Raw genomic sequence first — 17,010 nt, 5'->3', positions numbered from 1 at the left:
GGGCCGGTCGAGTGTCTACCGCATCGTCACCACAGACCCGGGTCATTCTGCACCCCAAGAGGTTCAATCTGACCCGGGTCAAGTTGAGCCGGGTCAATCTGAACCGGGTTCACATGTGACCCGGGGGGTGGGTCACAGCTATGACCCGGGGGGTGGGTCAACTGTGACCCTCTATACATCAGAGACACATCAAGACACGTCATTGGTAGTGGATGATGCCGATATCCCGAAGGGATCGCGTGCAGCGGTCGTGTTGCCGAGGCCTTGGCTGCTCACTCCGGAGATGCGTGCATGGGCTGCAGCTAACACCCCCTCGGTGGATGTCGAGGATGAGACGCGCGGGTTCGTCGAGTACTGGCGTGAGGGTGAGGGTCGCGGCAAGAAGAAGAAGAACTGGGAGCTGACCTGGCGGAACCGTCTGAAGGCTCAGCACCAGCGGAACGTCACGCGCGGGTGGAAGCCCGGGCAGATGGCGAACCCCGATGAATGGATGTACTCGTGACTGGGTCGCGGGCTGAGAGCTCGCTGCTGGGTGCTCTGCTGCTGGACCCGTCGCAGGCGCGCGCACTGTCGTCGTCGGTGTCGGGGAAGGACTTCGCGGATGCCCGCATGGGGGTCGTGTTCGATCGCCTGTTGGAGCGGGCGTCGATGGGGTCGCCGGTGCCGATCGGGACGGTGGAGACGAACTTCCCGGACTGGGATGTGCGTGGGCTGCCGGCGGGTGTCGAGTTCGACTGGATCGACGCGCAGATGACGATCCCGCACCTGGCGTTCGAGTACGCGGCGACGGTGCGGACGGATGCGTTGCGGCGCGCGCTTGGCGTGGTGGTGTCGACGATCACCGGGGAGTTGCAGCAGGGTCGCGGGCCTACGGATGTTGCAACCAGGGCGGCCACGCACCTGCAGAAGGTGTTGGAGGGTGCGACGTCGGGTCGTCTGGCGCCGAAGACGTTGAACGAGATCATGCAGATCCAGGACTCGTATGACTGGGTGATCCCGAACATGCTCGAGCGGCATGACCGGGTCATCGTGACCGGCCCTGAGGGGTTGGGGAAGACGACGTGGGCGAGGCAGATTGTGATCCTCGCGGCCGCCGGCATTCACCCGGTCAGCTTCGACCGCATCGAACCGGTGAAGGTGCTGGTGGTGGATGCGGAGAACACGTACAAGCAGTGGCGTCGTGAGGTCGACTGGATCGTCCGCAACGCCCGCGCGGAGGGCATGACGGACCCGGGTGAGCAGATCATCGTGCAGGCGGGGGAGCGGCTGGACATCACGCAGGGCCCGCACCTGGCGGAGATTCACCGGTGGGTGGACGTGTACAAACCGGACCTGCTGTACATCGGGCCGCTGTACAAGCTCGTTCAGGGTGCGATCACGAACGACGACGACGCCGCGCCGCTGATCGTCGCCCTGGATTCGCTGCGAGACCGCGGCCTGGCGCTCGTGATGGAGGCGCACGCAGGGAAGTCGGCGGGCGTCGACGGGAACCGTGATTTGCGGCCTCGCGGGTCGGCGGCGTTGCTGGGCTGGCCGGAGTTCGGTCTGGGCCTGAAACCGTCTCAGACGCCCGGTGAGGTCGATGTGGTGCCGTGGCGTGGGGGCCGTGACCGGTCGCGTCCGTGGCCGAGGAGGATGCGGCGCGGTGAGACGTGGCCGTGGGAGAGAACGAACTGATGGGAAGGACAGGACGAATGAGCATCACCGAAGAGGCGGTCCTGATGATCGCCGACGTCGACGTGAACGACGGGTACCGGGTCGAGTTGTGGCAGCACCGACGCCGCACCGACTACACGCCCGAGCAGGCCGAGACACTGGCCGCGGAGCTGATCGTCGCGGCCGCGGATGCCCGGCAGAAGTTCGAGGCGTTCCAGGAGGCCACGGCGGCCCGCATGCTCGGCACGCCGCCGCTGGTCGCGGACGCGGTTGAAGCGGTGCGTTCGACGGCGACGTTCAACCAGCAGATGCGGGCTCGTGGCCTCAGCGTCGAAGAAGGCGGTCAGTGATGGATGCTCTTCGTCTTCCCTCAACGACCCCGCGTGTATCTCGTTCGGCTGCCATGGTTGGGACGAACGTGATCGCGATCGAGGGCGCCCAGTTCGAGGACGGGCTGCGACGCATCGTGGTCGGCCCGGAGATCTCCGCTGAGTCGATGAAGGCGATCGAGGAAGCGCTCAGGCAGCTCGAGTTCGAGGAGGATCGCCGCCGGTGGTTGCTCGAGCTCCTGAGCCAGAAGCACGCGACGGGAGGCCCCACCTCATGACCATCACCACCGACACCCTGTTCTGCGTCGTCCACACCCGCACCGACGACGACGAGGAAGTCGCCGCCCGCTTCGGGTGCCTCTGCGGGCCCTGCTACGGCCGCACCCGCTGGATGCTCCGTCAGACCCCGCAGATGGTTGCGCACATCCGCTCCCTCGTCGCCCCTGACGTGCAGGCGGCAGCGTACGGCGCGAAAGTGTCCGGCACCCCGGAACGGCGCCTGCCGATGCGTGAGCAGGCTGTGGAGGACGCCGACGACCTGTTCTCGCAGCTCGCGAACTACATGGACGGGTTCGCCCGCACCCTGCACGTCACGGGCCCGTACGCGACGTTGCCGTACCGGGGTGAGGAGGACGGCGCCACCCGACTCCCACCGTTCGCCCTCGACCATGCCGGAGCGTTCCGGGCCGTCGAGAACCTCGTCGAATGGTACGAGAAGCGGGAACTGCAGATCGTGACCGCCGCCGACCCCGACGACATCCGCGCCTGGCACGACGACCTGGCCGACTACACCCGCACCCTGTGGGGCCGGTACCCGCAAGCACCACGGAAACCCCGTCAGGCGCGGCCGCGTGAGTGCCCGGTGTGTGGGGAGCGTGCGGTGGTCGCGACGTTCCTCGCCGCCGGCCCCGAGGTGAAGTGCACGCACTGCGAATGGCCTGTCCCGGCCGCTGAGGTCGACAAGTTCGTGGACTGGGCCGAGTGATGGACGCGAACTCTGAGCGCCCCTTGGGGAGGAGAGAAGAAGACATGAACGACTACTACCGTGAGTCATCGGGCAGCCCCGAGGTGTCCACGACGCATGAAGCTGCGGTTGAGCGGATGGTCACAAGAATGGCGGCGCTGTTCCGCGAACGGGTGGGTGAATTCCTAGCTGACGTCCTCGACGATCTCGCGCCGGCCTACGTGCCGCCGATTCATCGGGATGCATCTGACGACGAAAACGATGAGGTGTTCGCGGATGCCCTCAACGAGTTTGAAAACCAACTGGTCGCCGCTGTCACCCACACGAGAGGAGAAGCAGCATGAACAAGAACGACGAACTGATCGAAGAAGCGCGAGCACGCGCGGACTCGGAGCAGACCATCTACGAGAGCGCCACGGTTGGCGAGAGGCCAGAGGAACGGGCCGGGTCGAACATGGAACTCTTCGGCGAACTCGCCGATGCTCTGGACGAGGCAAGCTCGCCGCTGCCAACCATCGCGACCCCCGATGATCTCGCGGAGTTGATGGAGGACTGCTACCAGATGGTGGTCCGCACGAAGGACGGCGAGCTTCTACTCATCGCCTCGGGCGAGGACTGGTATTTCTATCAAGGCGTGCCCACCGAGGCCGACGAAGACGGGGTGGAAGTCGACCAACGCAACGGCGACATAGAACTCATCGACTCGCGGCATTGGCCGCTTGAGTATGTGGGGTCTGCGCTCCCCGCGGACCATGTGCGAGTGCGCGCAGCACTGATTCGCAAGGCCCGCGCTGATGGGGTGTCTTCATGACCGAACAGACCGAGACCCCGCTGCTCGATCCGAAGCCATGGGCGTGCGTCAACTGCGCCGACCGGTTCGTTCACGACCAGACCGAAGCCTTGGTCCACTGGACGAGCTTCTACCCGCGCCCGCAGTACTCCCAGAACCGAGAGGACTACCGCTCATGACCGAACAGTCCGACGAGGAACGCATCGCTGCCACCCTGCACGACGCCGTTGTGCGGTGGGAGGATCACGGCGGCGTTCTTGAACAGATCATGTACCGCGATGTGGTCCAGCCGCTGATCGAGCGCCTACGCGCAACCGAAGCTCGAGTTGAGCACTTGAAGGGCCTTCACCTGATCGACTTGGACATCATCGCCGAGCAGGCGATCAAAGTCGCGGCACGAGACGCCGCGATTGCAGAAGCACCCCATAGCGCGGATTGCGCCGCTGATCCCAGTTGGGGGATCACCGGAGCACCATGCAACTGCTGGAAGTCTGCTGCCCCTGCTTCGGTTCTGCGGGAACACGACGCCGCAACACTCGAAGCCGCTGCGAACGAGCTGGATCGCATGTACGCGGGCACGGACGGCACCGAGGCGGAGAAGCACTGGATCGGCGGTGTGCAGTCCGCAGCAAGGCAGGTACGAGCACGAGCGTCCGCATACCGGGCAGGAGCCGACCAGTGAGCGCCGAGTACGCAGGAATGATGTTCGACGCCATGTCGCCGAGCCGAGACGAAAGGAATGAGCCCGTGATCGCACGACTGACCGTTCAACGCGGTGACCTGACCGAATACCCGCTGGCCGAGCGCACGAAGGGTGGATGGCAGAACGGGGTGACCTTCTACCCGGATGAGGAGGTGGTGAAGGTCATCGAAGGATGGGGGTACACCAAGGCGCTCAGCGCTTTACTCGACTGGCTTCCGTCTCACATCACCCACGTCGCTGTAGACGACGTTCGAGCGGCTCTCGCGGGTGAACAGCGCTGGATCAACCTGCTCGCAGCACAGGGTAAGGCGGCACAGCACGATGAGTGACACCGACCGTGACGAACTGGCGCACCTGATCGACCCGAACGCGCTCGAACTCGACGCGTACCCGTGGCCGCGTGACGCCGCTGACCGGGTGCTCGCTTCTGACTGGCTGGCTCGTGTGAAGGCGGAAGCCGCAGCCGACGCGCTGGAGTCTCACGCCAACACGTTCCGGGGTGACTGGTACACGGGCTCGGAGGTCGCGAAGAGGCTTCGTGCTCGTGCTGCCGAGTACCGGGCGAAAGTGGGCGACTGATGCCAGCACCCGAACAGATCTGGGGCGTCGAACTCGACGATTACGGCAGCACCGACTGGCACGAGTCCGAAGCCTCAGCCCGCGAATTCGTCGCAAAGCACCCTGGCACCGTGCTCACTCTGACGACCGTGCAGCGGTTCCCTCACACGTCGATCGAGTTGCAGCAGCAGTTCCGAGAGCAGGTGAAGTGATGCCCCAGTTCGTCGTGATGAACTCAGCGACGGGTGCTGCCTGTTCCGAGGCTGGTGCACTGTGGTGGGCGCAAGCCATCGCGGATCTGATGAACCGACACCATCAGGGGATCACGTACACGGTTGGGCAGGTGAAGTGATGCCGAAGCTGATCACCGAGTGGAGCACCGACGACCACGAACTCGCCGAGATGCTGAAGAGCATCGCAGCAGAACCCGAGTACAGCGAGCTCCGCCTCGAGCTGGAGATCGCGCTCCACCAGTTCCAAGCGAAGCACACCGCTGAGCAGCTCGGCCGGCTTCGTGCCGACCGCCTGGACTCGGAGCGCAGGCGTGCCCGGTGGGCCGAGATCAAGGCGCAGCGCGCCGCAGCACGAGAGAAGGCGACGTGATGCGCCCACTCCGATACATCCGCGACTGGCTGGTCGACTGCATGGAAGCGATCACGCCCGGGGCCATCGTCTTCAGCATTCTCGGTACCGCAGCGATCGTCATCGTCATCCTCTGGCAGGTGAGCTGATGCCCGACAACGTGATCCCGTTCCCCACGAGCAACAGCAACCTCGCCTGCCCCGACTGCGGGTCGGAGTGGTTCGACGTGAAGGCCATCAACCTCGACACCGACATGCACCCGATCGGGTACGCCGCACCGGTCACCTGCCACGAGTGCGGGCGTGTCGTCCCTGCGAGAGGATGATCCAGTGCCGTTCTACATCACTGACCGCCTCTCGGCGCGGGCAGACATGGAAGAGAGATACTTGCAGCTGCCGGGCGCCAGGGAATCGCTCGCGAAGAAGCTCGCGCGCGATGTGATTCGCGAGGCAGAGAAGGCCGGCGGGTTCCCCAGGGAGGGCCACTTCCACTTCGAAGAATCCGAAGGACACAACTTCAGCCGCCGATTCACGTGCACATGGTCACCGAGCAGGGCACGACTCGTCGGAGGACCCAATGATGGGGACGAGTTCGACGCGGTTCGCGAAGGGTGGCAAGCGCTGCCCGTATGGCACACGACCGGCCTTCCGCAGCAGCCCACCTACAACGCCGACACATACGCAACGCAGCCGTCCGCGGCCTTCACTTACCTCCTCGCAGGAATTGATGGCATGGAGTCCGTCTGGGTGTACGAGTACCGCGCTTCCACGCCAGCCTGAGCCGTTTTCACGCCCTCATCGGGGAGAATTACACCAGTGTGATTCCTAGGCCGTGAGAGAGGCGCTGAGCGATGGACGAGGATCGGGAACTCTACGACATCCGACACGCAGCACGACGCGTGCACCGCGCCCGCTGGACCATCTACCACTGGATGCGAGACGGCATGACCTACCGCACCATCGCCGGACGCCGCTACATCGAACACGACACCCTCCTCGCCACCTACCGCGGCAAACTCACCGGCCGCACCGAACACACTCGCCGCCACGATTCACGCGGCAGGTTCGTGACCGCGCAAGAAAAAGTTTCCGAATTGGTTTGACACGCACCATGTCACACACATTTACTTCAAAGTACGCAGAAGTGGACAACGGCTAGAAGCAGTCGCTCGCCGAGTTGTTCGAAAGTTTTGCATCACCCTTCACAGACCCGCCACCAACTCTCTTCGGTGGTGACACAGGGCGACAACCTGGCTCCTGGGGGAGCGAACTCGTCAACGGGCGGCCGGCCGCGCACCGGGAGCGCAATCCCGAGCGGCCGGCCCCACTGACCGGGGCAGGGCGGGTAGTCGCGTAACGCGCACGCCCTGCACCCGCACACCGGGACCTGGAACCCGAGCGGCGCTGCACGTCACACCGTAGGCGACCGCATCAAGCCAGGCGCGCACCGGCCGCGAATTTGCCCCGGACGTCGCCGGGTACTCGGCGTCCGGCATCCTCTTGGCCGTGTACCTCGCCCAGTCCGTCTGACACGCGGCACGGCGACCGGAGCGGCACCCACGTCGAAGGAGACACCGATGCCCTGGTTCCTCCGCGAAGCACCCATTCCGCTCCCGTCGAAGAAGTCACGAGTCCGGGCACAGCAGACCAAGGCGCATCGGCGCCGGAAGACACGACGATGAGACCCCTTCCCGTCGTCCTCATCGGCATCACCCTGATGAAGCTGGCCGTGCTCGCCGCCCTGTACTCGTTGCGCCTGGCACCCGCCGACCCCGGACCACTCGAGGATGACGAAGTAGAATCGAGCACGTAAGAACCCCGCGACTGCGCTAACAGCCCGGGGCCATGGTCAACCTGGTCTAGAGGTCAACATGAACGATCGTACCTGTGCCGTCCCCGAATGCATCAAGCCCGTGAAGACGCGCGGTTGGTGCGGGATGCACTACCACCGCTGGCAGCGTCACGGATCACTCGAACTACCTGTCAAGGTCAAGGCCATGTGCTCAGCGCCTGGATGCGACCGACCGACAGAGAAGCTCGACGTATGCGCCAAGCACTACTCGGCTCGTCGACGTGAAGCGCGGCCGCACCACGTCTCTCAAGCGGACTGGCAGGCCAGGACAAGCCGACTGGCACGCGAGGCGCGATATGACGTATCTGGCAACAGGCGGTGCGTCCGATGCGGGATCGCGAAGCCGGACTCGGCGTTCGGAAAGACCAAACTGCGAAGCGACGGACTCCATACCGAGTGCAGGCTGTGCATGAGCGACCGGGGGTGCCTTCGACGCTACAAACACTCCTACGCCGAGCTGGTCGCCCGATACGGCGAACGCTGCGGGATGTGCGGTGTCACTGCATGCCCGACCGGGCAACGGTTCAGCGTCGATCACGACCACTCATGCTGCGCCAGCGAGATCACGTGCGGTGAGTGTGTACGCGGTCTGCTGTGTCGAGGATGCAACCGCGCTCTCGGCATCCTAGAGAGCACCATCACGCGCGAAAGGGCTGCTGCCTATCTCGCACGTGTCTGAGGAGGTGATGCACAATGGCAACCATCAAGCCCGACGCTGTCGCGGACCCGCGACCCGGCTCTCGTGGTTACCTTTAGCCGCCCAAGTGGTACTGGACCAAGGGGCCAGGCCTCGCGAAGTGGGCGAAGTCCCCGCACCCCTGGACGGCGCTGAAGCGGCACCTCACCGGGAAGGTGCCCGCCACCTACATCGACAAGGTCGTGTCGGCGTGGTTCGAGGACGTCTTCGGCTACCCGCCCTCAGCACGACAGGGCAAGAACCCGATCGGGAAGGGATGACGTGAGCACCGAGGACGACGTCCGAGCGGCACGCGACGAACTCAGCGCCGCGATCACCAAGTGGATGCGAGTCAAGGCGGCGTTCCGCGAGGAAGGCCCCGACGAGTACGACACCACCGTGACGAGCGACCCGATCATCCAAGGCTGGATCGTCATTGCTGCGTACACGAGCATCGAGCTCGAGCGTGAAGAAGCAACCGCAACCGCGTACGAGTGCGGAGACGGCCAGCCAGCGCCCCTGAGTCGCGGTCTCGCGACGTACGGCGTCGACCGCTGGTCGAACTTCTGACTCATGCCCGGCTGGCATGGCAGTAACCGCGCCGCTGAACTGGGACCGAACTGGCCGGCCACACGGCTCCGCATCCTCGACCGCGACCAGTGGCGGTGCGCCCACATCCGAGACGACACCGGGCGCCGCTGCGGACTCCGAGCAACCGACGTCGACCACATCATCCCCCACAGCGAGGGCGGGTCAGACGACGACGACAACCTCCAAGCGCTCTGCACCTGGCACCACGGCAAGAAGACCGGCCGCGAAGGCGGTAAGGCGTCAGGACGAGTGAGAGCCGCGAAGAAGACCGCGGCGAAGCCGCTCCACCCTGGTCTGCTGCCCGCTCCCACACGGCAACCCGTACCGAGCCCACACGAAGACCCACCACCGTTCTGAATCCAGGAGGCCCCGCATGGCCACGATCACTGAAACCCCAGCCCGCGAACTCAGCGGCAACGACATCGGATTCCTCGTCCGAGCACGTCTCGACGAAAACACCGAAGCGCGCGGCATCCTCACCGCCGTGCACCACGACATCGACACGCTGCTCTACGACTGGTCCGGAGCTGCGGCGCGCACAGCCCTCAGAGTGACGCTGACGATCGACAAGGTCGGAGCCGTCACCGTCAACCACGGGACGCTCATCGAAGTGGAGCACGACTGATGGTCATCGGAACCATCACCGTGCCCGTCACGATCCAGATCGTCACGGAGGCAAGCGAGAGCCCGCTCATCGAGGTTCCCGTCACGCTCCGCACCAAGGTGAAGACGACAGGGCAGATCAGGCACAGCGCCCACGTGTTAGGTGTGCAGCTGTCCGTCGACCAGGATGCGCTGCACATCGAGATGGCCGAGGCGCTCCGCCATGTCGCAGCACAGCTCGACCCAGCCGGCGCCAATCAGGAGCGACCCGAAGGCGTCGGCGTCATATGGCACACGGACGGAGCGGGACAGTGACCGACCGGTTCGCTCCCCGCTTCGGGACACCCATTGCGCCGTGGCACTGGCACTTCGCCTGGCGGCCCGTCAACACCCTCGACCGCGGCTGGCGCTGGCTCACGCCCGTGTACCGACGCCGCGTCGCGAAGCACGCCTATCTCGACGGTGGGGCGGACCTGTGGTGGCAACACGCGGTCGACCCCGACGCGAGTGATCAAAGCCCCCGCCCCAAGGACCCGAACGCGATGACGCCGGGGCAGCACGGCGCCTGGCTCAAGGGGGAACGATGACCGAGTACCTCAAGCAGTGGTGGCTCATCCTCGCAACACCCACCGCGACAGTCCTCGTAGCCGCCGCACTCGCACCCTGACACCCAGGGGGTCCACCCCCTCCCCACCCCTCCCTCCTGACCGCTTCGCGTTCTGCTGCTCGCGGTGCGCGCGACTCTGGGGGGATTGCTTCAGCCGCGCTCGGTCGCCGTCATGGTGGCTGGCATCCGCCATGGAGGTTGCTCATGTTTGCTCGTTCGTTCCGCGTGTTTGCGGGGTTGTGCTGATGGCGGGGCATGGGTTCGCTCCGTCTGGGAACCGGGTGAGGGATCGCGACAATAAGAAGCAGATCGCGCTCGTTGCGGATGGGAAAACGCGTGGTCCAGCGTTGCCCCGGAACGCGCTTCGCGACAAGTCGGGCAAGGTGCAGGCGTGGCACCCGCAGACGGTGCGGTGGTGGAACAGCTGGCGGAAGTCGCCGCAGGCGCTGCGGATGATGACGGGCCCGGACTGGGACTTCCTGCTGGACACGGCGCTGATGCACCACCAGATGTGGGAGTACGGCCGGTGGGAGCTCGCCGCGGAGGTGCGGTTGCGGGTCCAGAAGTTCGGCGCCACTCCGGAAGACCGCGCACGTCTCGGCCTCGAGGTGGGCACGTCGCGACCGGATGACGGCCCGGTGCAGACTCCGGGCGGCGCTACTGTGTCGTCGATGGACGCGGAGCGCGAGAAGCGGCTGCTGTCTGACGAGGACGACTGATGCCGCGCCGGGTGATCAAGGCGCCCGGCCATTCTCGGAAGGTCTCGCTGCGGATCGCGGTGTGGTGGATCGAGACGTTCACGGTCCATGGGCCTGGCGACGTCATCGGCCGGCCGACGCACCTGACGGACGAGTACGCGAAGTTCGTGCTCGACTGCTACGCGCTTGACTCGTTCGGGCGCCGCCTGTACGACTCGGCGTTCCTGTCGCGGCCGAAGGGCACCGACAAGTCGGGGCTCGCTGCGAAGTTCTCTCTGCTTGAGGCGTTTGGGCCGGCACGGTTCGCGGGCATCGCGAAGGGCGGTGAGCGGTACGAGTTCCTGGGCCGCACGTACGTGTACTCGGCTGGGGAGCCGATGGGCCGCCCAGTCGTGTCGCCGTTCGTGCGGATCATGGCGACCGAGGAGGAGCAGGCCGGGAACGTCTACGAGACGATCTACTACAACCTGCACGACTCGGCCGCGCCGCTGTTCCAGCTGCAAGCGTTCGGAGTGCAGGTCGGTCTGAACCGCATCGTGATCCCGTGGGGTGGGCAGATCGTCCGCTCGACGGCCGGTGCAGCGTCGAAGGACGGTGGGAAGGAGACCTTCGCGGTCTTCGACGAGACCCACCTGTACGTCACGCCGGTGTTGCGGCAGATGTACACGACGGTGACCAACAACCTCGAGAAGCGCAAGATGAGCGCCGAGCCCTGGTACCTCGAAACGACGACGATGTACGCGCCCGGCGAGGAGTCGGTCGCTGAGTCAACGTACGAGCTCGCTGAGGCCATCGACGAGGGCCGCGCAAGACGTGCCAGGCTGCTGTTCGACCACCGGTGGGGTGACGTCGTCGACTTCCGCGACGAGAAGGCGCTCGCTCAGGCGTTCCGGGAGGCGTACGGCGACGCGATCGAGTGGAACTCGGTCGATTCGCTCGTCTCCGCGGCGTACGACACCCGCCGGAAGGTGTCGACGACCCGCCGGTACTTCCTGAACGCGGTCGTCGGCTCGTTGAACGCGTGGGTGGAGCCCGAGCAGTGGTCGGCCCGCTCAATCCTCGTGCTGAGGAAGACGGCTGACGGCCCGTACCGGTGGAACGGTGAGGAGCTGTGGCTCCCGCCCGCGCCCGGTGACGTGATCACGCTCGGCTTCGACGGGTCACGCTCGAACGACGCCACCGCCCTGGTGGCGTGCCGTGTGCACGACAGGTACCTGTTCCCGATCAAGATCGCGGAGACACCTGACGGACCCGAAGCCGAGGACTACCAGGTCGACCGTGTCGCCTTCGACGCTGCCGTGTCGCAGGCGTTCACCGTCTACCGGGTGGTGGGGTTCTACGCGGACCCGCCGCTGTGGCAGGACTACGTGGATGCCTGGGCGAAGGAGTACGAGGACCAGCTCCTCGTCGAGGCGTCCACGAAGCATCCGATCGAGTGGTGGACGAAAGCCGACACACGCATGGTGCCCGCGCTCGAGCGCCTACACACGGCCATCGTGACCGGCACGGTGACTCACTCGGGAGACCGGGTGATGACCCGGCACTTCCTGAACGCCCGGGAGTGGCAGCGGCGTTCGGGAACGGTCATCGGCAAGGAGAAGAAGAACTCGCCGAAGAAGATGGACGCCGCGATCGCCGCGACGGCCGCTTTCGAGGCTGCCGCCGACTGGCTGGATCACGGGAAACCGCTGCCCGCCGCGATTACGAGTGTGCCCGAGAGGGTCAGATAGGGGAGTCAGGTTGCTTACACAGACCAGCATCCCCGGCACCGACGACTGGTGGCTGATGCAGCTCGCCACGGAGTGGGGGAGAGACCTTCCCCGCCTCGGCGAGCTGAAGAAGCACCGCGACGGTGTGGCGGCCGTCCCCGATGCTGCCGACGAGTCGATGCGGAACGCCTACCGTCGATTCTCGCTGATGTGCCGACTGAACATGGCCGACCTCATCGTGTCGGCTCGCGTGAACCGAATGAAGCCGGTCGGGTTCCGCACCGCGGCGCCCGGCGACGTCGACGGGGATGCCTCGGCGTGGGCGACGTGGAAGCGCTCCAACATGAAGGTCGGTGTCCGCGACTTCTTCGGCGACGCAGCGACATACGGAAGCGCGTTCCTGACCGTCACAGGGTCCGCGGAGTCCAACGGGGCAGGCGAGTTCGCTCAACCGCTCATCGTGCCCTCCAACGGTTGGAGCACGGCCACCCGGCAGTACGCGACGCAGAAGCAGATCACCGAGGCAGCGCTGCAGGTCGGATACGACCCCATCAACGGCGTCGACATCCTGACCCTGTTCCGACCGGGCTACATGCGGCAGGCATACCGGAAGGCGCGCACGAGCTCGTTCCCGACCGACGGCACGCCGTGGAGCCCTGGCCGCGACTGGGCATGGGTGTCCGACCCGGTGCTGCTCGGGTTCACCGACAAGGTGAACGTGGTTCGGTACGACCTCGAGGGCCGCATGGGCGTCTTCGAACGCCATCTCGACACCCTCCGTCGCATCGACCAGAACATCCTCGACCGCATCACGATCATCGCGATGCAGGCGTTCCGGCAGCGTGCGCTCAAGGGTGACCTACCGAAGGTGTACCCGCCGGACCACCCGCGCGCTGGCGAGACGATCGACTACAACGAGATCTTCAAGGCAGGCCCCGCTGCTCTCTGGCTGACGGGGAACGCGGAGATCTGGGAGTCATCGGTCACAGATGTGACCCCGATCCTGTCGGCATCGAAGGACGACATCCGCCACCTCGCGGCGTCATCTTCAACGGCCCTGTACATCCTTTCCCCGGATGCCGCGAACGGCTCCGCTGAGGGCGCGTCTCTCGCTCGCGAGTCGATGGTGTTCGCTGTCGAGGCTGACGAGGACCGCGCCGACCCGGCGTTCGCGCTGGCGTTGGGGATGTCGTTCGAGGCCCAGCGCGACCTGGTCCGCGCAGACCCGGCCGACATCGAGACGATTTGGGCCGCTGCAGAGCGTTCCTCGATCACTGAGCGGTCGTCCGCGGCCGCGCAGGCGAAGGCGGGCGGTATGCCTCAGCGGATGATCGACGAGAAGGTGTTCCAGTTCACGCCCGCGGAGATCGCACAGGCACGTCAGGATCGTTCGGACGAGGCCTTCGAGCAGCCGGCGGCGGTGTAACCCGTGGCGGCCGATATCGACCGTCTCGGCGCCCTCACAGAACGTCAGGCGGCGCAGCGCCGCTCGATCGTGGTGAAGCTCATCCGACTGCTGTTGGGGTTGTGGGGCGACTTCGGGGATTCTCGCGACCCGAACCTCACCGCAGGGCTCGCCGCGGCTTCTGCGACGCTCACGGATGCCGCACTGGTGCAGACCCGGCTGCTCACGCGCACGTATCTGTCGAACGTGCTTCGGGAGATGGATATCCGGAACCCTCAGTTCCCCGCCCGCGTGGATCTGTACCCCCGATCGGGCATCAGCGAGCTGGACGTGTACGCGCGACCGGCCGAGCAGTTCGTCTACGCCCTCTCCCAGGGCAAGTCAGTGGACCAGGCGCGCACGATTGCCGAGCAGAGACTGACGGCCATCGCGACCCAGGACGTGAAGGCCGCCGACCGTGACGAGGCCCAGAAGCTCTACGACGCGGTGCCCCGGATCATCGGGTACCGCAGGGTGCCGCACCCGGAGCTCTCCGAGACTGGCACGTGCGGTCTCTGCTGGGTCGCGTCGCAACGCCTCTATGCCACCAACGAACTGATGCCGCTCCATGGGCCGTCGTGCAACTGCACCACCCTCGGCGTGGTGAAGGGCGACGACCCAGGCCTCCGCATCAACGAAGCCGACTTGCAGCGGATCTACGACACCGCGGGCAGCACCGCCGCGGAAGATCTTCGCACGACCCGCATCAAGGTCAACGAGCACGGCGAGCTCGGCCCGGTCCTCACCCGCCAGGGCGAGCACTTCCGCGATGCGAAGGAAGCGGGCAGGCCCGAGTACTCCCGCCCGACGCCGCAGAGCGCCCGAGCCGCGAAGAGCGTCGAGCGGGCACAACTCGCGACCCAGCTCGAGATAGCGCAGGTCGCCTACGACGCTGTGCGCGCCGCCGACCCGGACGGTGTACCACCCGGCGGCGACGCCGGGCTGCGCCTGTTCCGCGCAGTGAAGCAGATGAAGGAACGCGTCCAGATCCTGGACCGCTTCATCGCGTCACTGCCCGAGTAGACCACCGGCCACCGGCCGGCCCGCCCGTCACGGGCACCATCCACCGACACGGAGGAAACACCACATGTTCCGCATCAACGCATTCGGGCAGCGCGTCCCCTGCAACCCCCGACTCCGATTCCACTCGGACCCGGAGAACCCGCCGTCGGGAGGCAACCCGGCAGACCAGCCGGTCGACCACGGCTTCCCGCAGGGCACCCCGCTCGAGCAGATGACCGCGGAGCAGCGCGAGGCGTACTGGAAGTTCTATGCGCGCAAGCACGAACAGACCGCGAACTCGCGCGCCAACTACGACCAGCTCAAGGCGGACTCGGAGGAGCTGGCACGGCTTCGTGCCGAGAACGCCACGGACGCAGAGAAGGCGCTCGAAGAGGCTCGCCGCGAGGGCGAGAACATCGGCGCCGCACGGTACCTGAAGCAAGCCGTCATGGGGAGCTTCCAGGGGCTGACCGGGAAAGACGCCGCGGAGGTCGCCACGATCTTCGCTCACGTCGATCCCAACACCTTCACGGACGCGAACGGCGACATCGACGCCGAAGCGCTCGAGAAGTACGCCGCCACCTTCGGCGCTCCCGCCGGCGGCACGACCCCTCCAGCAGATCCCGTCAGGGAGGCGCTGAACCGGTCGCAGACACCTGGCGGTGGCGGAGGAGGCGGCGGTGGTTCCATCGCCGAGCTCAAAGCCCAGCGCAAGGAAAAGCTCCAGAAGAAGAAGTAACCCCATCACCTACTGAGAGGAATCCATCATGGATCTCACCCCCGTGGTGACCTCGACGGGCGGTACGGACAAGACGTGGCTCGCGTCCGACCACGGGCTGAGCAACGCGCTCACCCGCACCCTCGATGTCTCCAAGTTCACCAGCGGCACCCACTACGACGCCACCACGAAGGTGCTCAAGTCGGGTATCGGCATCGCGAAGATCACCGCGTCCGGGCTCTACGGCCCCTACGACACGACCGCTTCCGACGGCCGCCAGTCCGCCCTCGACAGCTTCATCGTCAACGAGGAGCCCCTGCTGCTGTCCAACGGCACCACGTCGACCAAGGTCGCCGTCGCCGCAGTCCGGCACGCCATCATCAACCAGCCTCTTCTCCCGATCGCTGCACAGCGAGCGGCGGGGGCGTCCGACGTCGCGGCTGCCACCACCAGTGGCCAGTTCGTGTTCGAGAACTAGGAGGGACACGGAATGGTCTACTCGTCTGCATTCCGCACCGCCTCGCAGCTCACCGCAGCTGCCCGAGCGGCTGCAGAGCTCACAGCCGAGAGCTACCTGCTCTCCGGCTGGCTCCCCGCGCGAGAGAACTTCGGACTCTCGTTCGACTTCGACATCAACGCGTTGTCGCTGAACGAGACCGCGACGTACCGCGCGTTCGACACCGAGGCGCCCTTCGGATCGACTCCGGGCGGACAGTCCCGCTCCGGGAAGCTCCCCCCGATCAGCCGCAAGCTGCGGGTCTCCGAGTTCGATCAGCTCAGCCTCTACGGCCAGACCGATGCCATCGGTCAGAAGTTCGAGGATTACGCCGAGCGAATCGGTGGCCAGATCGCTGCCCGCGTCGCTCTGGCGCAGGGGCAGGCCGTCGAGACTGGAACGATCGTGCTGAACGAGAACAAGCTCTCGTTCACGATCGACTTCGGTCGAGCCGCAGGTCACACGGTCACCGCGGGCGCGGTGTGGTCGACGACCAGCACCGACGCGCTCACCGACCTCATCAACTGGAAGGCGGTGTACGTCGCGACGAACGGCTTCCCGCCGGCCGTGGCGATGATGTCGACGTCGATCATGTCGGCGCTGCAGAAGAACACGTCGATCATCAAGGCGTACTGGGGTCGCGGCACGGACGTTTCCACGATCCTCAGCGTCGAGCAGGTCATGTCGGTGTTCTCGACCTTCCGGCTCGGTCGGGTCGTCATCAACGACGACCAGGTCAAGGTGGGCTCCACCACGACCCGTCTCATCTCGGCTGACAAGCTGATCTTCCTCCCGGAGGAAGGCGGCGTGCAGCTCGGCGGTGCTGGCGGTTCGCTCGGCGGCACCGACTGGGGCATCCCGGCAGAAGCCATCAACCCGACCTACGGCATCAGCGACGCCGACAAGTCGGGCGTGTTCTCCGCCGCCTTCCACGACGACGACCCCGAGGGCCACAACATCCTCGGGTCCGCCATCGTGCTCCCCGTGCTCGAGAGCGCGAACGCCACGTTCGCCGCCGACGTCCTGTAGGGGG

At 65.9% G+C, this 17,010-nt stretch carries 31 protein-coding genes; all 31 read left to right on the top strand.

All coding sequences use genetic code 11. The annotated features are described in order from the left end of the window. The first annotated feature begins 316 nt into the window (after positions 1-316). The 31 genes from AC3WLB_RS04160 to AC3WLB_RS04010 all read left to right on the top strand — a co-directional run bounded on the left by AC3WLB_RS04160 (position 317) and on the right by AC3WLB_RS04010 (position 17,006). A complete protein-coding gene (locus AC3WLB_RS04160) occupies positions 317-502 on the top strand; it encodes a hypothetical protein (protein WP_492504689.1) in 186 nt (61 codons plus the stop codon). Next, complete coding sequence (locus tag AC3WLB_RS04155; protein WP_492503550.1) at positions 499-1,677, top strand: AAA family ATPase; 1,179 nt, start codon at positions 499-501, stop codon at positions 1,675-1,677. Before AC3WLB_RS04160 ends, AC3WLB_RS04155 begins: the two co-directional genes overlap by 4 nt. Positions 1,678-1,694: 17 nt before the next feature. Then, entirely contained in the window at positions 1,695-2,006 is a 312-nt protein-coding gene (locus AC3WLB_RS04150; protein ID WP_492503548.1) for a hypothetical protein, read from the top strand. Between the two features lie 53 nt (positions 2,007-2,059). Then, positions 2,060-2,263, top strand: coding sequence for a hypothetical protein (locus AC3WLB_RS04145; protein WP_492503546.1), 204 nt, complete (start codon positions 2,060-2,062; stop codon positions 2,261-2,263). Continuing rightward, positions 2,260-2,970 carry a hypothetical protein gene (locus AC3WLB_RS04140; protein ID WP_492503544.1) on the top strand — a complete coding sequence of 237 codons (711 nt, stop codon included), beginning with the start codon at positions 2,260-2,262 and terminating at the stop codon, positions 2,968-2,970. The genes AC3WLB_RS04145 and AC3WLB_RS04140 overlap by 4 nt, the downstream gene beginning before the upstream one ends. A 44-nt stretch (positions 2,971-3,014) precedes the next feature. After that, on the top strand, positions 3,015-3,293 hold the full coding sequence (locus AC3WLB_RS04135; protein ID WP_492503542.1) for a hypothetical protein: 279 nt from the start codon (positions 3,015-3,017) through the stop codon (positions 3,291-3,293). Further along, positions 3,290-3,760 carry a hypothetical protein gene (locus AC3WLB_RS04130; RefSeq protein ID WP_492503540.1) on the top strand — a complete coding sequence of 157 codons (471 nt, stop codon included), beginning with the start codon at positions 3,290-3,292 and terminating at the stop codon, positions 3,758-3,760. The genes AC3WLB_RS04135 and AC3WLB_RS04130 overlap by 4 nt, the downstream gene beginning before the upstream one ends. Then, a complete protein-coding gene (locus tag AC3WLB_RS04125; protein ID WP_492503538.1) occupies positions 3,757-3,918 on the top strand; it encodes a hypothetical protein in 162 nt (53 codons plus the stop codon). Before AC3WLB_RS04130 ends, AC3WLB_RS04125 begins: the two co-directional genes overlap by 4 nt. After that, complete coding sequence (locus AC3WLB_RS04120) at positions 3,915-4,421, top strand: hypothetical protein (RefSeq protein WP_492503536.1); 507 nt, start codon at positions 3,915-3,917, stop codon at positions 4,419-4,421. Before AC3WLB_RS04125 ends, AC3WLB_RS04120 begins: the two co-directional genes overlap by 4 nt. Continuing rightward, positions 4,418-4,771: a hypothetical protein gene (locus AC3WLB_RS04115; RefSeq protein ID WP_492503534.1), complete on the top strand. Its 354-nt coding sequence runs from the start codon at positions 4,418-4,420 to the stop codon at positions 4,769-4,771. The genes AC3WLB_RS04120 and AC3WLB_RS04115 overlap by 4 nt, the downstream gene beginning before the upstream one ends. Next, positions 4,764-5,021, top strand: a complete 258-nt coding sequence (locus AC3WLB_RS04110) for a hypothetical protein (RefSeq protein WP_492503532.1) — start codon at positions 4,764-4,766, stop codon at positions 5,019-5,021. Before AC3WLB_RS04115 ends, AC3WLB_RS04110 begins: the two co-directional genes overlap by 8 nt. After that, the gene (locus AC3WLB_RS04105; protein WP_492503530.1) at positions 5,021-5,212 is read left to right on the top strand and encodes a hypothetical protein; all 192 of its coding nucleotides are present in this window, start codon (positions 5,021-5,023) and stop codon (positions 5,210-5,212) included. The genes AC3WLB_RS04110 and AC3WLB_RS04105 overlap by 1 nt, the downstream gene beginning before the upstream one ends. Before the next feature lie 139 nt (positions 5,213-5,351). After that, complete coding sequence (locus AC3WLB_RS04100) at positions 5,352-5,603, top strand: hypothetical protein (RefSeq protein ID WP_492503528.1); 252 nt, start codon at positions 5,352-5,354, stop codon at positions 5,601-5,603. Then, positions 5,603-5,731, top strand: coding sequence for a hypothetical protein (locus AC3WLB_RS04095; protein ID WP_492503526.1), 129 nt, complete (start codon positions 5,603-5,605; stop codon positions 5,729-5,731). Before AC3WLB_RS04100 ends, AC3WLB_RS04095 begins: the two co-directional genes overlap by 1 nt. Further along, on the top strand, positions 5,731-5,907 hold the full coding sequence (locus tag AC3WLB_RS04090; RefSeq protein WP_492503524.1) for a hypothetical protein: 177 nt from the start codon (positions 5,731-5,733) through the stop codon (positions 5,905-5,907). The genes AC3WLB_RS04095 and AC3WLB_RS04090 overlap by 1 nt, the downstream gene beginning before the upstream one ends. Positions 5,908-5,911: 4 nt before the next feature. Continuing rightward, positions 5,912-6,361, top strand: coding sequence for a hypothetical protein (locus tag AC3WLB_RS04085; protein ID WP_492503522.1), 450 nt, complete (start codon positions 5,912-5,914; stop codon positions 6,359-6,361). 71 nt (positions 6,362-6,432) lie between these two features. Further along, positions 6,433-6,684 (top strand): hypothetical protein, encoded by a 252-nt coding sequence (locus AC3WLB_RS04080; protein ID WP_492503520.1) that lies wholly within the window; start codon positions 6,433-6,435, stop codon positions 6,682-6,684. 575 nt (positions 6,685-7,259) lie between these two features. Next, positions 7,260-7,394 carry a hypothetical protein gene (locus tag AC3WLB_RS04075; protein ID WP_492503518.1) on the top strand — a complete coding sequence of 45 codons (135 nt, stop codon included), beginning with the start codon at positions 7,260-7,262 and terminating at the stop codon, positions 7,392-7,394. A gap of 58 nt (positions 7,395-7,452) precedes the next feature. Then, positions 7,453-8,112 (top strand): endonuclease domain-containing protein, encoded by a 660-nt coding sequence (locus tag AC3WLB_RS04070; RefSeq protein WP_492503516.1) that lies wholly within the window; start codon positions 7,453-7,455, stop codon positions 8,110-8,112. A gap of 279 nt (positions 8,113-8,391) precedes the next feature. After that, positions 8,392-8,679 carry a hypothetical protein gene (locus tag AC3WLB_RS04065; protein ID WP_492503514.1) on the top strand — a complete coding sequence of 96 codons (288 nt, stop codon included), beginning with the start codon at positions 8,392-8,394 and terminating at the stop codon, positions 8,677-8,679. A 3-nt stretch (positions 8,680-8,682) separates the two neighbouring features. After that, positions 8,683-9,057 carry an HNH endonuclease gene (locus AC3WLB_RS04060; RefSeq protein WP_492503512.1) on the top strand — a complete coding sequence of 125 codons (375 nt, stop codon included), beginning with the start codon at positions 8,683-8,685 and terminating at the stop codon, positions 9,055-9,057. Positions 9,058-9,073: 16 nt separating this feature from the next. After that, positions 9,074-9,325, top strand: coding sequence for a hypothetical protein (locus AC3WLB_RS04055; protein WP_492503510.1), 252 nt, complete (start codon positions 9,074-9,076; stop codon positions 9,323-9,325). Beyond that, positions 9,325-9,618 (top strand): hypothetical protein, encoded by a 294-nt coding sequence (locus AC3WLB_RS04050; RefSeq protein WP_492503508.1) that lies wholly within the window; start codon positions 9,325-9,327, stop codon positions 9,616-9,618. Before AC3WLB_RS04055 ends, AC3WLB_RS04050 begins: the two co-directional genes overlap by 1 nt. Then, positions 9,615-9,890 (top strand): hypothetical protein, encoded by a 276-nt coding sequence (locus AC3WLB_RS04045; RefSeq protein ID WP_492503506.1) that lies wholly within the window; start codon positions 9,615-9,617, stop codon positions 9,888-9,890. Before AC3WLB_RS04050 ends, AC3WLB_RS04045 begins: the two co-directional genes overlap by 4 nt. A 211-nt stretch (positions 9,891-10,101) precedes the next feature. Then, on the top strand, positions 10,102-10,629 hold the full coding sequence (locus tag AC3WLB_RS04040) for a phage terminase small subunit (protein WP_492503504.1): 528 nt from the start codon (positions 10,102-10,104) through the stop codon (positions 10,627-10,629). Continuing rightward, positions 10,629-12,338 carry a terminase large subunit domain-containing protein gene (locus tag AC3WLB_RS04035; RefSeq protein ID WP_492503502.1) on the top strand — a complete coding sequence of 570 codons (1,710 nt, stop codon included), beginning with the start codon at positions 10,629-10,631 and terminating at the stop codon, positions 12,336-12,338. Before AC3WLB_RS04040 ends, AC3WLB_RS04035 begins: the two co-directional genes overlap by 1 nt. 10 nt (positions 12,339-12,348) lie before the next feature. Then, positions 12,349-13,743 (top strand): hypothetical protein, encoded by a 1,395-nt coding sequence (locus AC3WLB_RS04030; protein ID WP_492503500.1) that lies wholly within the window; start codon positions 12,349-12,351, stop codon positions 13,741-13,743. Positions 13,744-13,746: 3 nt separating this feature from the next. Next, positions 13,747-14,784, top strand: coding sequence for a hypothetical protein (locus AC3WLB_RS04025; protein WP_492503498.1), 1,038 nt, complete (start codon positions 13,747-13,749; stop codon positions 14,782-14,784). A 64-nt stretch (positions 14,785-14,848) separates the two neighbouring features. Beyond that, positions 14,849-15,502 carry a hypothetical protein gene (locus AC3WLB_RS04020; protein ID WP_492503496.1) on the top strand — a complete coding sequence of 218 codons (654 nt, stop codon included), beginning with the start codon at positions 14,849-14,851 and terminating at the stop codon, positions 15,500-15,502. Positions 15,503-15,530: 28 nt separating this feature from the next. Then, the gene (locus AC3WLB_RS04015; RefSeq protein ID WP_492503494.1) at positions 15,531-15,959 is read left to right on the top strand and encodes a hypothetical protein; all 429 of its coding nucleotides are present in this window, start codon (positions 15,531-15,533) and stop codon (positions 15,957-15,959) included. A 12-nt stretch (positions 15,960-15,971) separates the two neighbouring features. Next, the gene (locus AC3WLB_RS04010) at positions 15,972-17,006 is read left to right on the top strand and encodes a major capsid protein (RefSeq protein ID WP_492503492.1); all 1,035 of its coding nucleotides are present in this window, start codon (positions 15,972-15,974) and stop codon (positions 17,004-17,006) included. The last annotated feature ends 4 nt before the right edge of the window (positions 17,007-17,010 follow it).

The sequence above is a fragment of the Herbiconiux sp. FW305-C-125 genome, from assembly GCF_058783455.1.
The sequence above is the reverse complement of the archived record's forward strand: the minus strand, read 5'-3'. Positions and strand labels throughout refer to the sequence as shown.

Bases quoted from the DNA above. Each gene is read 5' to 3' on its own strand.
- AC3WLB_RS04020 (WP_492503496.1), top strand. From the start codon at position 14,849: ATGTTCCGCATCAACGCATTCGGGCAGCGCGTCCCCTGCAACCCCCGA.
- AC3WLB_RS04095 (WP_492503526.1), top strand. From the start codon at position 5,603: ATGCGCCCACTCCGATACATCCGCGACTGGCTGGTCGACTGCATGGAA.
- AC3WLB_RS04125 (WP_492503538.1), top strand. From the start codon at position 3,757: ATGACCGAACAGACCGAGACCCCGCTGCTCGATCCGAAGCCATGGGCG.
- AC3WLB_RS04070 (WP_492503516.1), top strand. From the start codon at position 7,453: ATGAACGATCGTACCTGTGCCGTCCCCGAATGCATCAAGCCCGTGAAG.
- AC3WLB_RS04135 (WP_492503542.1), top strand. From the start codon at position 3,015: ATGAACGACTACTACCGTGAGTCATCGGGCAGCCCCGAGGTGTCCACG.
- AC3WLB_RS04050 (WP_492503508.1), top strand. From the start codon at position 9,325: ATGGTCATCGGAACCATCACCGTGCCCGTCACGATCCAGATCGTCACG.
- AC3WLB_RS04110 (WP_492503532.1), top strand. From the start codon at position 4,764: ATGAGTGACACCGACCGTGACGAACTGGCGCACCTGATCGACCCGAAC.
- AC3WLB_RS04100 (WP_492503528.1), top strand. From the start codon at position 5,352: ATGCCGAAGCTGATCACCGAGTGGAGCACCGACGACCACGAACTCGCC.
- AC3WLB_RS04090 (WP_492503524.1), top strand. From the start codon at position 5,731: ATGCCCGACAACGTGATCCCGTTCCCCACGAGCAACAGCAACCTCGCC.
- AC3WLB_RS04060 (WP_492503512.1), top strand. From the start codon at position 8,683: ATGCCCGGCTGGCATGGCAGTAACCGCGCCGCTGAACTGGGACCGAAC.
- AC3WLB_RS04010 (WP_492503492.1), top strand. From the start codon at position 15,972: ATGGTCTACTCGTCTGCATTCCGCACCGCCTCGCAGCTCACCGCAGCT.
- AC3WLB_RS04035 (WP_492503502.1), top strand. From the start codon at position 10,629: ATGCCGCGCCGGGTGATCAAGGCGCCCGGCCATTCTCGGAAGGTCTCG.
- AC3WLB_RS04130 (WP_492503540.1), top strand. From the start codon at position 3,290: ATGAACAAGAACGACGAACTGATCGAAGAAGCGCGAGCACGCGCGGAC.
- AC3WLB_RS04040 (WP_492503504.1), top strand. From the start codon at position 10,102: ATGGAGGTTGCTCATGTTTGCTCGTTCGTTCCGCGTGTTTGCGGGGTT.
- AC3WLB_RS04015 (WP_492503494.1), top strand. From the start codon at position 15,531: ATGGATCTCACCCCCGTGGTGACCTCGACGGGCGGTACGGACAAGACG.
- AC3WLB_RS04055 (WP_492503510.1), top strand. From the start codon at position 9,074: ATGGCCACGATCACTGAAACCCCAGCCCGCGAACTCAGCGGCAACGAC.
- AC3WLB_RS04075 (WP_492503518.1), top strand. From the start codon at position 7,260: ATGAGACCCCTTCCCGTCGTCCTCATCGGCATCACCCTGATGAAGCTG.
- AC3WLB_RS04150 (WP_492503548.1), top strand. From the start codon at position 1,695: ATGAGCATCACCGAAGAGGCGGTCCTGATGATCGCCGACGTCGACGTG.
- AC3WLB_RS04140 (WP_492503544.1), top strand. From the start codon at position 2,260: ATGACCATCACCACCGACACCCTGTTCTGCGTCGTCCACACCCGCACC.
- AC3WLB_RS04145 (WP_492503546.1), top strand. From the start codon at position 2,060: ATGGTTGGGACGAACGTGATCGCGATCGAGGGCGCCCAGTTCGAGGAC.
- AC3WLB_RS04080 (WP_492503520.1), top strand. From the start codon at position 6,433: ATGGACGAGGATCGGGAACTCTACGACATCCGACACGCAGCACGACGC.
- AC3WLB_RS04105 (WP_492503530.1), top strand. From the start codon at position 5,021: ATGCCAGCACCCGAACAGATCTGGGGCGTCGAACTCGACGATTACGGC.
- AC3WLB_RS04120 (WP_492503536.1), top strand. From the start codon at position 3,915: ATGACCGAACAGTCCGACGAGGAACGCATCGCTGCCACCCTGCACGAC.